This is a genomic window from Paucibacter sp. XJ19-41 (assembly GCF_028462495.1).
Lineage (GTDB): Bacteria > Pseudomonadota > Gammaproteobacteria > Burkholderiales > Burkholderiaceae_C > Roseateles_E.
In genome coordinates this window covers 1-13,023 of sequence record NZ_JAQOWX010000142.1, presented here as the reverse complement: position 1 = coordinate 13,023, position 13,023 = coordinate 1, and the positions used below count along the sequence as shown (strand labels likewise).

Annotated in this window: 12 protein-coding genes and 2 pseudogenes; 3 read left to right on the top strand and 11 right to left on the bottom strand. The window is 67.7% G+C overall.

All coding sequences use genetic code 11. The features are described from left to right. Positions 1–386: pseudogene (locus tag PO768_RS25080) on the bottom strand (hypothetical protein); the annotation flags it as partial. Between the two features lie 220 nt (positions 387–606). After that, positions 607–1,209 (bottom strand): TetR/AcrR family transcriptional regulator, encoded by a 603-nt coding sequence (locus PO768_RS25075; RefSeq protein ID WP_269839404.1) that lies wholly within the window; start codon positions 1,207–1,209, stop codon positions 607–609. A 168-nt stretch (positions 1,210–1,377) separates the two neighbouring features. On the opposite strand from PO768_RS25075, the gene uvrA reads away from it, so the two are divergent. Further along, the gene (uvrA, locus tag PO768_RS25070) at positions 1,378–4,308 is read left to right on the top strand and encodes an excinuclease ABC subunit UvrA (protein WP_272648217.1); all 2,931 of its coding nucleotides are present in this window, start codon (positions 1,378–1,380) and stop codon (positions 4,306–4,308) included. A gap of 10 nt (positions 4,309–4,318) precedes the next feature. On the opposite strand, the gene PO768_RS25065 is transcribed toward uvrA, so the two are convergent. After that, the gene (locus tag PO768_RS25065; protein WP_137945471.1) at positions 4,319–5,095 is read right to left on the bottom strand and encodes an MHFG family PEP-CTERM protein; all 777 of its coding nucleotides are present in this window, start codon (positions 5,093–5,095) and stop codon (positions 4,319–4,321) included. Between the two features lie 224 nt (positions 5,096–5,319). Between PO768_RS25065 and PO768_RS25060 the strand changes: the two genes are divergently transcribed. After that, positions 5,320–5,925 carry a 2-hydroxychromene-2-carboxylate isomerase gene (locus PO768_RS25060; RefSeq protein WP_262968722.1) on the top strand — a complete coding sequence of 202 codons (606 nt, stop codon included), beginning with the start codon at positions 5,320–5,322 and terminating at the stop codon, positions 5,923–5,925. Between the two features lie 50 nt (positions 5,926–5,975). Further along, the gene (locus tag PO768_RS25055; protein ID WP_272648216.1) at positions 5,976–6,371 is read left to right on the top strand and encodes a response regulator; all 396 of its coding nucleotides are present in this window, start codon (positions 5,976–5,978) and stop codon (positions 6,369–6,371) included. Between the two features lie 57 nt (positions 6,372–6,428). Here PO768_RS25055 and PO768_RS25050 read toward each other — a convergent pair whose 3' ends face one another. The 8 genes and pseudogenes from PO768_RS25050 to PO768_RS25015 form a co-directional block, all read right to left on the bottom strand. After that, positions 6,429–6,845 (bottom strand): SWIB/MDM2 domain-containing protein, encoded by a 417-nt coding sequence (locus tag PO768_RS25050; protein WP_272648215.1) that lies wholly within the window; start codon positions 6,843–6,845, stop codon positions 6,429–6,431. 197 nt (positions 6,846–7,042) lie between these two features. After that, complete coding sequence (locus tag PO768_RS25045) at positions 7,043–8,158, bottom strand: alpha-hydroxy acid oxidase (RefSeq protein WP_272648214.1); 1,116 nt, start codon at positions 8,156–8,158, stop codon at positions 7,043–7,045. After that, positions 8,155–8,838 carry a Fe2+-dependent dioxygenase gene (locus PO768_RS25040; RefSeq protein ID WP_137945466.1) on the bottom strand — a complete coding sequence of 228 codons (684 nt, stop codon included), beginning with the start codon at positions 8,836–8,838 and terminating at the stop codon, positions 8,155–8,157. Before PO768_RS25040 ends, PO768_RS25045 begins: the two co-directional genes overlap by 4 nt. Before the next feature lie 105 nt (positions 8,839–8,943). Then, positions 8,944–11,190, bottom strand: a complete 2,247-nt coding sequence (locus PO768_RS25035) for a TonB-dependent receptor (RefSeq protein WP_272648213.1) — start codon at positions 11,188–11,190, stop codon at positions 8,944–8,946. 95 nt (positions 11,191–11,285) lie between these two features. After that, a complete protein-coding gene (locus PO768_RS25030) occupies positions 11,286–11,705 on the bottom strand; it encodes an ExbD/TolR family protein (RefSeq protein WP_272648212.1) in 420 nt (139 codons plus the stop codon). 10 nt (positions 11,706–11,715) lie between these two features. Further along, a pseudogene (locus tag PO768_RS25025) lies at positions 11,716–12,084 on the bottom strand (MotA/TolQ/ExbB proton channel family protein); the annotation flags it as partial. After that, positions 12,066–12,479 carry a MotA/TolQ/ExbB proton channel family protein gene (locus PO768_RS25020; RefSeq protein WP_442953298.1) on the bottom strand — a complete coding sequence of 138 codons (414 nt, stop codon included), beginning with the start codon at positions 12,477–12,479 and terminating at the stop codon, positions 12,066–12,068. The pseudogene PO768_RS25025 and the gene PO768_RS25020, both read right to left, overlap by 19 nt. A 141-nt stretch (positions 12,480–12,620) precedes the next feature. Next, positions 12,621–13,023: energy transducer TonB (locus tag PO768_RS25015; RefSeq protein ID WP_272648209.1), on the bottom strand; the 403-nt coding region annotated here is incomplete at its 5' end.

Genomic DNA, 13,023 nt, shown 5'->3' with positions numbered 1-13,023 from the left:
GGCAGGTCCAGCAGCAGCGGGTCCAGGCCGGCGCGCCACAGCGCCTCGCCCAGCGGCCGCATCTGCTGGGCATCGCCGGCCCAGCCGTGGACCAGCAGCACACGCGGGCGCACGATGTCCGGTGCCGCAGCGTCGCGGCGCTGCCAGGCGACCAGGCGCCGGCCCTCGAAAAGCCAGTGCAGCGGCTGCCATTCGGGCGGCACCGGCCGCCGCCGTGCCGCCTGCTTGGTGGGTATCGGCGTGATGAAGAACTGGTAGGCCAGGCCGGCCGCCAGACGCGGGCTGAGCCGCTGCAGCAGGTCCAGCGCGCCGCGCAGCAGGCGTTGGCCGCCACCGGCGGCATAGAACAGCGCGGCCGGGTTGGGGGGCAGGGTCTTGTCGCTCATCTGCTTACTCCGGAAAAGTGAAGTCGCGGTTGTCGTTCGGCACGGCGCGCCAGAGCCGGCGCAGGCCCAGCCAGGCGCGCCAGGCCAGCAGCGCCACCGGGATCAGCAAAAGCAGCTCAATCATCAAAGCCTCCTGGCGGGTGAATGCGCCGATGTTATTCGCACGATCGTGCGAAATTGGCGCGTGGGGTGAAGCGGGACCATGGTCTGCAGGGCGGACTCAGGGCTTGTAGTGCTGGATCAGGCGCTGGTAGCTGGCCCAGCCGCGCTGGGCCGTCAGCGGCTCGCGCAGGAAGCGGGCCTCGCGCATCAGCGCGGTGAACAGGCCGTCGAGCTCGAACACCAGCTGCTCGGCGTCCAGGTCGGCGCGCAGATGGCCCATCTCGACCGCCTGCAGCACGCTGCGCTTGAGCGCGCCGCGCCAGCGCCGCACGCCGGCCAGCAGCAGCTCGCGCAGCGGGCCGTCGCGGTCGTCGAACTCGAAGCTGCCGGCCACATAGAGACAGCTGCCGCGCGGGCCGGCCAGCGTGGTGCGCTGCAGCCAGGCCGCCATGATGGCGTCCAGCCGCGGCAGGCCGCGCGGCTCGCGCAGCGCCGGCACCAGGATGTCTTGCTGGAAGCGCCGGTCGAACTCCTCCAGCACCGCGCGCTGCAGGCCCTCGCGCGAGCCGATGCGGGAGAACACCCCGCTCTTGGACAGGTTCAGCCGCTTGGCCACCTCGCCGATGCTGAGGCTCTCCAGGCCGTCGAGCGCGGCCATCTCCAGCGCGACATCGACGATGGCACTCTGGGTCAGCTCGCTGCGCTCGGTCTTGGCTTCCATGAGTCGGAATTTAGCACGACCGTGCGAATATTTGTCAAGGTATCGACAAGACCTACCGGCCGGTACTGACAAGCTTTGTCAGCAGGCCGGCCCGATCAGGCCGCGCGAATCCGGGTCCTCGGCCTATGATGGCGGGTTCTCCGTCAGCCACCTCGTCCCCCAGCTTCCATGTCCGACGACCATTCCAGCGCCCGCCGCCCTCCCGTCGCCGAAGCCGCGATGATCCGCGTGCGTGGCGCGCGCACCCACAATCTGAAGAACATCGATGTGGACCTGCCGCGCAACCAGCTGGTGGTGATCACGGGCCTGTCCGGCTCGGGCAAGTCCAGCCTGGCCTTCGACACCTTGTATGCCGAGGGCCAGCGCCGCTATGTCGAGAGCCTGTCGGCCTATGCCCGGCAGTTCCTGCAGCTGATGGACAAGCCCGATGTCGATGTGATCGAAGGCCTGTCACCGGCGATCTCGATCGAGCAGAAGGCCACCAGCCACAACCCGCGTTCCACCGTCGGCACGGTCACCGAGATTCACGACTATCTGCGCCTGCTCTACGCCCGCGCCGGCACGCCTTTCTGCCCCGACCATCACCTGCCGCTGGAGGCGCAAAGCGTCAGCCAGATGGTCGACGCGGTGCTGTCCATGCCCGAGGAGAGCAAGCTGCTGCTGCTGGCGCCGGTGGCGCGCGACCGCAAGGGTGAGTTCCTCGATCTGTTCGAGGCGCTGCAGGCCCAGGGCTATGTGCGCTTTCGCATCGACGGCGCGACGGTCGAGGCCCCCGATCTGCCGGCGCTGAAAAAGGCCGAGAAGCACGATATCGATGTGGTGGTCGATCGCGTCAAGCTGAAGGCCGACGGTGCCGACAGCCTGCGCCAGCGCCTGGCCGAGAGCTTCGAGGCGGCGCTGCGCCTGGCCGAGGGCCGGGCCCTGGTGCTGAATATGGACACCGGCGCCGAGACCATCTTCTCCAGCAAGTTCGCCTGCCCGATCTGCAGCTATTCGCTGCCCGAGCTGGAGCCGCGGCTGTTCTCGTTCAACTCGCCGGTCGGCGCCTGCCCCAGCTGCGAAGGTCTGGGCCAGGTCACCGCCTTCGACCCGGACCGGGTCGTCGCGTTCCCTACGCTGAGCCTGGCCAGCGGCGCGGTCAAGGGCTGGGACCGCCGCAATGCCTACACCTTCTCGATGCTGGAGAGCGTGGCCAAGCACTACGGCTTCGACATCGAGCTGCCCTTCGAGGAACTGCCCGAGACGGCCCGCCAGGTGCTGCTGCGCGGCTCGGGCAGCGACGAGATCAGCTTCGTCTACGAGGCCGAGAGCGCCAACGGCAAGAAGCGCTCGGTCAAGCGCGCGCATGCCTTCGAGGGCATCCTGCCGAACCTGGAGCGGCGCTTCAAGGAGACCGATTCCAGCGCGGTGCGCGAGGACCTGGCCCGTTATATGGCGGCCAAGCCCTGCCCGCATTGCGAAGGCTCGCGCCTGCGGCGCGAGGCCCGGCATGTGGTGCTGCAGCCGGCCGATGCGCCCGAGGGTTTCAAGGGCAAGCCGATCTACGAGGTCGAGCATGCGACCTTGCGTGACTGCCTGCACTACTTCGAGGGCCTGAAGCTCAAGGGTGCCAAGGCCGATATCGGCGACAAGGTGGTGCGCGAGATCAGCTCGCGGCTGCGCTTCCTGAACGATGTGGGCCTGAACTATCTGAGCCTGGACCGCAGCGCCGACACCTTGTCCGGCGGCGAGGCCCAGCGCATCCGCCTGGCCTCGCAGATCGGCTCGGGCCTGACCGGCGTGATGTATGTTCTGGACGAGCCCAGCATCGGCCTGCACCAGCGCGACAACGACCGCCTGATCGCCACGCTGCGCCATCTGCGCGACCTCGGCAACTCGGTGCTGGTGGTCGAGCATGACGAGGACGCGATCCGCGCGGCCGACTATGTGCTGGACCTCGGCCCCGGCGCCGGCGTGCACGGCGGCCGTGTGATGGCCCAGGGCACACCCGCCGAGGTGGCGGCAAACCCGGACTCGCTGACCGGCCGCTATCTGAGCGGGGCCGAGCGCATCGCGGTGCCGGCCAAGCGCCACACGCTGGCCGATCAGGCCGAGCCGCGTTCGCTGAAGATCGTCAACGCGCGCGGCAACAATCTGCAGGGCGTGACGGTCGAGATCCCGGTCGGCCTGCTGACCTGCGTGACCGGCGTCTCGGGCTCGGGCAAGTCAACCCTGGTCAATGACACGCTGTATGCGGCCGTGGCCAAGAAGCTCTATCAGAGCCATCAAGACCCGGCCCCGCACGACGAGATCGAGGGCCTGGATGCCTTCGACAAGGTCATCAATGTGGACCAGAGCCCGATCGGTCGTACGCCGCGCAGCAATCCGGCCACCTACACCGGCTTGTTCACGCCGATCCGCGAGCTGTTCGCCGAGATGAATACCGCGCGCGAGCGCGGCTACGGCCCCGGGCGTTTCAGCTTCAACGTGGCCGGCGGCCGCTGCGAGGCCTGCCAGGGCGACGGCGTGCTGAAGGTCGAGATGCACTTCCTGCCGGACGTCTACGTGCCCTGCGATGTCTGCCATGGCAAGCGCTACAACCGCGAGACCCTGGAGGTGCTCTACAAGGGCAAGAACATCACCCAGGTGCTGGGCATGACCATCGAGGACGCGCACCAGTTCTTCAGCGCGGTGCCGACGCTGGCGCGCAAGCTGCAGACCCTGCTGGATGTGGGCCTGGGCTATGTCAAGCTGGGCCAGAGCGCGACCACCTTGTCGGGCGGCGAGGCGCAGCGGGTCAAGCTGGCGCTGGAGCTCTCAAAGCGCGACACCGGGCGCACGCTCTACATCCTCGACGAGCCGACCACCGGCCTGCATTTCGCCGATATCGCGCTGCTGCTGAAGGTGCTGCACCAGCTGCGCGACGCCGGCAACACCATCGTCGTGATCGAGCACAACCTCGATGTGATCAAGACCGCCGACTGGCTGATCGATATGGGGCCCGAGGGTGGCTCGGGTGGGGGTCAGCTCTTGCTGGCCGGCACGCCTGAAGAGCTGGCCGCCCATCAGGGCAGCCATACCGGCCGCTATCTGAAGGCGCTGCTTCCCAAGAAGCGCTGAGCCGGAAGGCTCAGGCGCGGCGGCGGCGGGCCACCCAGCCGACCGTCGCCAGGCCGGCCAGCATCAGGGCCCAGGTCTCGGGCTCGGGCACCGGCGTGGTGACGCCGGGCGGCAGCGGCGGGATGCCGCCCAGACCGCCGCCTGGCGGCGGTGTCAGGCCGCCACCGGTGAAGCTCCCGGGCAGACTCGGGCCGGTGGCCACCGGCTGGCCGCTGGGCAAGGCGGCGACTTGAGAGAAGCTCGGTTCGCTGCCCGCCACGGTCGCAGGCGCGCCGCCGCCCGGCACACCGGCGCCGGTCGGGTCCATTTCCAGCAGGGCCTGCGGGTCTTCGCCTTCGCGGGTCGAGGACGCCACATTGGTGGCGGCAGCCGGTGCGGCCGCCTGCTTGGTGCGCTTGATGCGGCTGACATTGCGGCAGACCGTGGGCACCAGGATGCACTCGCCGTCCTCGCAATAGACCAGGCCGCGTTCCTGCATCTGGTCGGTCCAGCGGGCGCGGGTCACGGTGCCGCAGACGCTGCCCTGGCCGAAATGCATGGCATTGATCTGCGGGCTGTACTCGGCCTGGCCGTTGATCGACTCGCGCGTGATCGTGACCATCTCGTCGTAGCTGCGCTTTTGCATGCGCGCCTTCAGCTTGGCACGGGTGGCCGCCGGGATGTCCTGGTAGCGATCCACGGCCGCCACCACATCGCCCATGAAGGGGTTCACCCCCGGCCTATCCCAGGAGCATTGGGGCAAAGTTGCGCCCGACGCAGCAAGCGCCATGGTGACGAGTATGGACATGGACCTATTCCCTTATCAGCCCGTGGGGGCGGGCATCTTGTTGGCTTGGTCTGCCAGCGCGTCCGCTGGTCGCCAAGCGTTTGACGATGTAGAAATTTTAAGTGGAGGGCTGTGGTGCCCTTGCCGACAAGCCCCCCTCAGCCGGGGGAGCGCGCCTGCGGCATAAGTCACGCTTCGCACAGCCCCATCCCCTGCACTAGACTGCGCGCAGCCCAGGAGATGCCATGCCCCGCACGATCGACTACTACTTCGCCCCGCAATCCCCGTGGACCTATCTGGGCCATGCCCGCTTCTGTGCGCTGCTGGCACGCACCGGTGCCGAGGTGCGCGTGCTGCCGGTCGATCTGGGCGGGGTGTTTCCGGTCTCGGGCGGCCTGCCGCTGGCCAAGCGGGCACCGCAGCGGCAGGCCTATCGTCTGGTCGAGCTGCAGCGCTTCAGCAGCTGGCTGGGCCTGCCGCTGCATCTGCAGCCGCGCTTCTTTCCGGTCTCCGGCGATGCGGCCGCCCGCCTGATCATCGCGGTGGACCGGCACGACGGCAGCGCGGCGGCACTGCGCCTGGCCGGCGCGGTGATGAGCGCCGTCTGGGCCCAGCAGCGCGATATCGCCGATACGGCGGTGCTGGCAGAACTGCTGGCCGAGCAAGGCCTGGCCGCCGAGCGCCTGGCGGACGCCGACGACGCGGCCGTGCAGGCGCACTATGCCGCCCATACCCAGCAGGCCATAGCTGCCGGTGTGTTCGGTGCGCCCAGCTATGTGCTCGATGGCGAGATTTTCTGGGGCCAGGACCGGCTCGATTTTCTGGAGCGCCGCCTCCAGACGCCGGCCTGACACGCCGATTCGCTGCTACCCTGCGCCGTCCCCGATCCGCCTGCGTCCCCATGCCCGAAACCGCGCTCACGCGCCATGTGCTCTACGTCGAAGACGACCGCATCAACATCGTGTTGATGGAAGAGGTGTTCCGGCGTCTGCCGGGCTGGAGCCTGGACTGTGTCGAGGACGGGGCTCAGGCCCTGCACGCGCTGCGCGAGTGCCGGCCGGATTTGCTGCTCATCGACATGAACCTGCCCGATATGAACGGGCTGGAACTGCTGGCGCGGCTGCGCACCGAGACGCCGCATGCGGAGCTGCTGCCCTGCGTGGCACTGTCGGCCGACGCCTTGCCGGAGCAGATCGCGGGCGCGCTGGCGGCCGGCTTCATGGCCTACTGGCTCAAGCCCATCGATGTGGTGCAACTGGCCCAGGCCCTGCACGAGCTCGGCACGACCGAGCAGTAAAAAGGCCCGGGGATACCGGGCCTGATGCATGACGCGACGCCGCGAGGCGCCGGTGTCTCACTTCAGATGGCTGTTGATCAGCTTGGTCATCTCGAACATATCGGCCTTGGCCTTGCCGAAGATTTCCTTCAGCTTGGCATCGGCGACGATGATGCGCTTCTGCACAGCGTCCTGCAGATTGTTCTTCTTGATGTACTCCCAGACCTTCTTGGTCACATCGGTGCGCGGCAGCGGTGCTGCGCCGACGATGGCCGCCAGCGCGGCGCTGGGGGTCAGTGCCTTCATGAAGGCGGCGTTGGGCGTGCGCTGCTTTGCCGGCGCTGCAGCCTTCTTAACCGGAGCTGCTTTCTTTGCCGGGGCGGCGGCCGTCTTTGCTGGCGCCGCCGCCTGCTTGGCTGCCGGAGCAGCCGTCTTGGCCGGAGCCGCTTTTTTGGCGGGTGCCTTTGCGGGCGCGGCCTTCTTCGCAGTTGCCATTTCGATTCTCTCCATCAAGGGTTTGGTTGATGTGCCGGGTCAGGGTGAAGACCGCGTGAGCCTTCAATTCTCTCTAGCACCGAGCGAGGGCAATGGTACTGCGCGCCTAGAGCGTTGAGAAGGCTTTACTAGGGCAGGAATGCCCCAAGTCGCAAGGAATAGCGCGATGTTTGTCGCGGCCTCGCATCAGATAGCGCTCACAGACGTGTTTGCCAGAGCAGATGCGGCCCCGCCTCGCTGAGCTGCTTGCAGCCGCACAAGGCCATCGCGATCTCCAACTCATCGCGCAGCAGGCGCAGCGCATGGGCCACGCCGAGCGCGCCAGCGGTGGCCAGCGCATGCACATAAGGCCGGCCCAGCAGTACCGCATTGGCCCCCAGCGCGATCGCCTTCAGCACGTCGGTGCCGCGGCGGATGCCGCCGTCGACCAGCAGCGGAAAGTCCTCGCCCATCGTGGCGCGCAGCATGGGCAGCAGCTCGGCCGTGGTCGGCAGCGCGTCCAAGGTGCGGCCGCCATGGTTGGAAACGATCAGGCCGGCGACGCCACGACGCTGCGCCTCCCGCGCATCTTCTGGGTGGGCCACGCCCTTGAGCAGCAGCGGCAGGCGGCTGTGCTGGCGCAGCCAGTCGATCTCGGCCCACTTCGCGGCGCGCGGCATCAGGCCGTCGAACATCGCGCTCTGCCCCGGCGCCAGATCCAGCGGCTTCTTCAGCCCGCCGAGGTTGACGGCGCGGATATCGTCCGGCAGCTTGAAGCCGGCGCGGCGCTCGCGGTCGCGCGCGCCATGCACCGGCGCATCGACGGTCAGCACCAGGGCTTCGAAGCCGGCCGCCTCGATGCGCTGCAGCAGCTCCCGCATGAAGTCGCGGTCGTCGCGCCAGTAGAGCTGGAACCACAGCGGGCCGCGATCCGCCTCGCTCAGCATGGCTTGGGCCACGCCCTGCATCGGCATGCTGGCCTGGGCGCTGAGTATCAAGCCGGCGCCCTGCGCGGCGGCGGCATAGGCGCTGGCCAGCTCGCCGTCGGGGTGGGCTAGCCGCTGATAGGCGATCGGCGCCAGCGCCACCGGCTGCGGCCACTCGCGGCCGAGCAGCGTGATGCGGGTGTGCCCGCCGCTGAGGTCGCGGAGCACGCGCGGCCACAGCTTGATGGCGTCCCATGCCGCACGGTTGGCGCGCAGCACCTGCTCGTCGGCGGCACCGCCATTCAGATAGGCGAAAGCCTGCTCGCTCATGCAGGCCCGCGCATGGGCCTCGAAGTCGGCCAGGTTGGCGACGTCGGCCGGGATCTGCTGCAGCGCGGAGAGGCTCATGTGTCGGCCCACATGCGCAGCAGGTTGTGATACGTGCCGGTCAGTTGCACCGTGGCCTCGGACTCGCCATGCTCGCTGCGCAGCCGCATCAGGCTCATGTCCATCTCGTAGAGCAGGCGTCGCTGCTCGTCGCTGCGCACCATGCTCTCGATCCAGAAGAAGCTGGCCAGGCGCTGGCCGCGTGTGACCGGCGCGACATGGTGCACGCTGGTGCCGGGGTAGAGGATCATGTCGCCGGCGGCCAGCTTGACGCGCTGCTCGCCAAAGGTGTCCTGGATCACCAGCTCGCCGCCGTCGTAATCCTCGGGGTCGGCCAGGAACAGTGTGCAGGAAATGTCGGTGCGCACGCGCTGCGAGCCGCCGGGCAGATAGCGCACGGCCTGGTCGACGTGGGGGCCATAGCTATTGGCCGCGCCGCCATAGCGGTTGAACAGCGGGGGCAGCACGCGCTTGGGCAGCGCGGCGGAGAAGAAGATCGGGTGCCGCTCCAGCGCCTGCAGCACCAATTGCTGCAAGGCCGCTGCTTCGCGGCTGGAGGCGCTCAGCTGCTCATTGTTCTTGACCTGCGCCGCCTGCGGTCCGGCGGTGCTGCGCCCATCCTCCCAACTGGCCTCGCGCAACAGCGCGCGTGCACGGGCCAGCACCTCGGGGCTCAGAACCTGCTCGATCTTCAGCAACATGGCGAACGCGTTCCTATGAACAAAGGCCCGGGGCAAGCCCGGGCCAACAAAGGCCTCTTTGAAGAGCAGTTTAGCGAGCCGGCCGCAGCCGGCTCTTGCGGCGCGTCAGAACTTGTAGGTGCCGGTCAGCGATGCGATGCGGCCCGCGCCGGGCACGTAGTGACCCGGATACAGAGAATCGGCATACAGCTTGTTGCTGATATTGCTGACGTTGAGCTTGAAGATCAGCTTGTCCTGGATCGCCTGGTACTCGGCCATCACGTCGCCGATAACGAACTTGGGCACGGCGAAGCCGGGGTTGCGCAGCGGTGTCTGCGAGCTGCGAGCGGTCAAACCGCCACCGATGCGGATGCGCGGCGTCAGCTGATAGGTTGTCCACAAGGTACCGGTGTGTTTCGGGGTCAGCGAAGGGCGGCTGCCCTGGACCTCGCCGCCGGTGGCGCTGCTGATGTCGATGTTGGCGACCGGCATCCACATATAGCTGGCGAACACCTCCCATTGCGGGGTGATGCGGCCGTTGACATCCAGCTCGATACCGGCCACATGACGCTTGCCGGACAGGGTCACGACATCGGTCAGCAGCGGATCAGTATTGCGCTCATGCAGCTTGGTCGAGCGGAACACCGCGACGCGGGTGCTCAGCCGGCCGTCGGCCGAGTCAATCTTGGCACCGAGCTCGACGTTGATGGCCTGCTCGGGATCGATGTTGACATTGCTGGGGCTGAGCGAATAGGCATCGCCCGAGGTATTGAACGAGGTCGCCGCCGAGGCATGGAAGGACATGCGCTCATTCGGCTGGAACAGCAGACCCAGGCGCTTGCTCCACTCCGAGACCTTCATGCGGTAGCTGGACTTGGTGACCGGGCCGGGCGCAGCGTTGGGAATCGCGAAAGCGTCGTAGTCCCCGGTCAGTCGGTCATAACGCAGGCCGGCCAGCAGCTTCCACTGCGGCGCCAGTTCAATCGTGTCCTGCAGGTAGAGGCCCGTACCGCGCGCGGTGTATTCGTTGGCCGTGCGCATCACGCGACTGTCTTCATGGACCGAGGCACCGTCATCGGGTCGGCCGACCGTGGTGGTCGGCTTGGTGATGTTGACGCCGCCTTGGGCAGCGCTGCGGGCCGCGAAGACCTGCTTCTTTTCCTGTGCGAAGTCCACGCCCGCCAGCAGATCGTGTTTCATGCCAAGCGCTGCGAACTTGCCGCTGAAATCGCTCTGCCCGTACACGGTCTGCATGTCCTGGGTCTTGTTGTGGGTGCCGCGGGTGATCACGGTGTTCGGACCGAAGGTGGCCAGGCTCACCGCAACGCCACCGGGTTGCATCGCCGCACCAGCAAATCGCACGGTGCCGGAGCGCTGGTCGCGCGCATAGTCGGACACACGCAGACGGGTCACGAGTTCCATGTTCTGACCGAAACGATGCACATGGGTGCCGGTCAGGCTGCTGGCTTGACCTTCGTTCTTGTCGCTGGCCATGCCGTAATAGGCCTTGGGATCCAGCGGCAACAACGTCGTGCTTCCGACGGGGGCGGTCAAGGTCGGCCGGATGTACGGCATGCCGTAGTTGATGCCGTTGTTGTTGTCCAGGTGGTAGACACCCACCGAGAACTCGTCGCGTTCACCGATACCCCAGCGATAGACGCCGGCCAGGCCGATCTTGTCGGTGCGAGCACCGGTGCCGTCGTTGTCGGCGTTATCGAACATGGTGCCGACGCGCAATGCCGAGGACTCGCTCATCTTGGCATTGAAGTCGCCAACCACGCGCACGCCGTTGTGGCTGGATACCGTGGCATCGATCTGGTGCTCGTTGAGCAGGCGAGGTTGTTTGGTGACCTGGTTAACCGCGCCGCCGGTGGAGCCGCGACCGAAGGTCAGCGCGGCCGAGCCGCGCAGCACCTCGAGTCGGTCATAGAAGAAGGTGTCGCGCTCGTAGAAGGCCGGGTCACGCATGCCATCAATGAACACATCGCCAGAAGCTTGCAAGGGGAAGCCGCGCAGGCGGATGTCTTCCTCGCCACCCTCGGCTGCCAGGAAGGTAATGCCCGAGGTGTTCTTCAGCACCTCCCGCAGTGTGTCCAGATTGCGGTCATCGATCAGCTTCTCGGTCACCACGGTCACCGACTGCGGAATGTCGCGCAGCTCCTGCTTGCCCTTGCCGATGCGGGTCTCGGTGGCCTGGTAGTCGTCCTTGCCCGCGCGCTCGACGCTGGCCTTGGCGCGCACCACGGGCAGGGCGCTCTCGGTCTTCGTCGGTTCGGCGGGCGGGGTCTGAGCGATGGCTGCGGAGGCCAGGCCGAAGCCGGCGGCCAGGGCGCCCAAGGGGAGCAAGGTGGCCTTGTGTTTGATGCGGGACATGAGGACTCTCCAGGTTGATGAGGGGTGGGCACGGCGCTGCCCGTGGCGGCCTGGCGATGGCTTGGCCGCCTTGGTCTTGAAATCGGGATGGGGTGTTAGGGCCGCTCGGGCTCGCTGACGAAGCCGACCTTGCTCAGGCCGGCCTTGGACGCGTCGGCCAGGGTTTCGGCGACCAGGCGGTAGGCGACGTTCTGATCGGCGCGCAGATGGACTTCGGGCTGGATCGGCTTGGTGCCCTCGGCGGCGAAGCGCTGGGCCGCGTCCTCGCGCGAGACCGGTTCGCCGTTCCAGAAGCGCTGGCCGGCGGCGTCGATCGCGAACTCGATCTTGTCGGGCTGCAGTTCGTTGGCCGCCGAGCTGACCTTGGGCAGGTCGAGCTTGACCGCATGGGTCAAGAGCGGCGCGGTGACGATGAAGATCACCAGCAGCACCAGCATCACATCGATCAGCGGCACCATATTGATCTCGGCCATCGGCCCGCCGCCGCGCTTGTTGTCAAAGGAAGCGAATGCCATCGTGGGCTCCTCAGGACGCGGTGGCGGGCTTCAGCGGGCGCACATTGGCGGCCTGGCCCTGGGCCGTGGCGCCGGGCGCCTCGCCCAAGGTCAGGAAGCTGTGCAGCTCGTAGGCGAAGGCATCCAGCCGAGCCGACAGCACGCGGTTGCTGCGGCTGAAGGCGTTGTAGGCCATCACCGCAGGGATCGCGACGGCCAGGCCGATGCCGGTCATGATCAGCGCCTCGCCGACCGGGCCGGCCACCTTGTCCAGCGTGCCCGAGCCGCTCATGCCGATCGCCAGCAGCGCGTGGTACACGCCCCAGACCGTGCCGAACAGGCCGACGAAGGGGGCGGTCGCGCCAATCGTGGCCAGCGTGGTCAGGCCCGACTCCAGCCGCGTGGTCTCCTCGTCCAGCACCTTCTTGATNCCGTGCCGAACAGGCCGACGAAGGGGGCGGTCGCGCCAATCGTGGCCAGCGTGGTCAGGCCCGACTCCAGCCGCGTGGTCTCCTCGTCCAGCACCTTCTTGATGGTGCGGGTGATGAAGTCATTGGCCGTGCCGGCCTCGGCCAGCCGGGCCGAGCCGTGGCGGGCATGGTGAGCCTGGGCGTGCAGTGCATGGGCGCTGAGGTGCGAGAAGGGATCGCGCGCGCCGTGGGTGTTCAGCTCGGCCTGCACCGCGTCCAGCGAGCGGGCGTTCCAGAAAAAGTCCAGGAAGCCGGTGCTGCGCTTGTTGCGCAGGTACTGGGTCAGGCCCTTGGCGATGATCAGCGCCCAGGAGGCGACCGACATCAGCACCAGCACTCCGAAGAGGAATTTGCCGACGAAATCGGCCTGGGTGATGAAGTGACCGAAGCCCATGGCCTGGGCGGAGTTGACGGTGGTGGTGGCGGTGGTGACGTCCATGATGCTCAGGGTTCTTGGTGTTCTGGTTCAGCGGTCCAGCTCGTAGGACAGCAGGGCGGTGGTTTCCCATTCGACCGGCTGGCCGTTGTCGAGATAGGGTGCGAAGCGGGCGCTGCGGATGTCTTGCAAGGCCTGCTGGTCGATGCGGGCAAAGCCCGAGGACTTTTTCAGCGAGGCCTCCTTCAGCTGGCCGCGTGCGTCGACGACGATGCGCAGATGCACCAGGCCCTGCTCGCCCAGGCGGCGCGACAGCAGCGGTACGGTCAGGCGTGGCTCGACCACATAGCGCACCGCGCTGGGCGGGATCTGCCGGGGCACGGCGGGCGCCACCTGGGCCGGCGGTGCCGGAGGGGCCGGTGGCGCGGGTGCGACGGCCACCACCGGCGCCGGTGCCGGCTCGGGGGCGGGCACGACGAAGGCGGGCGGCGCC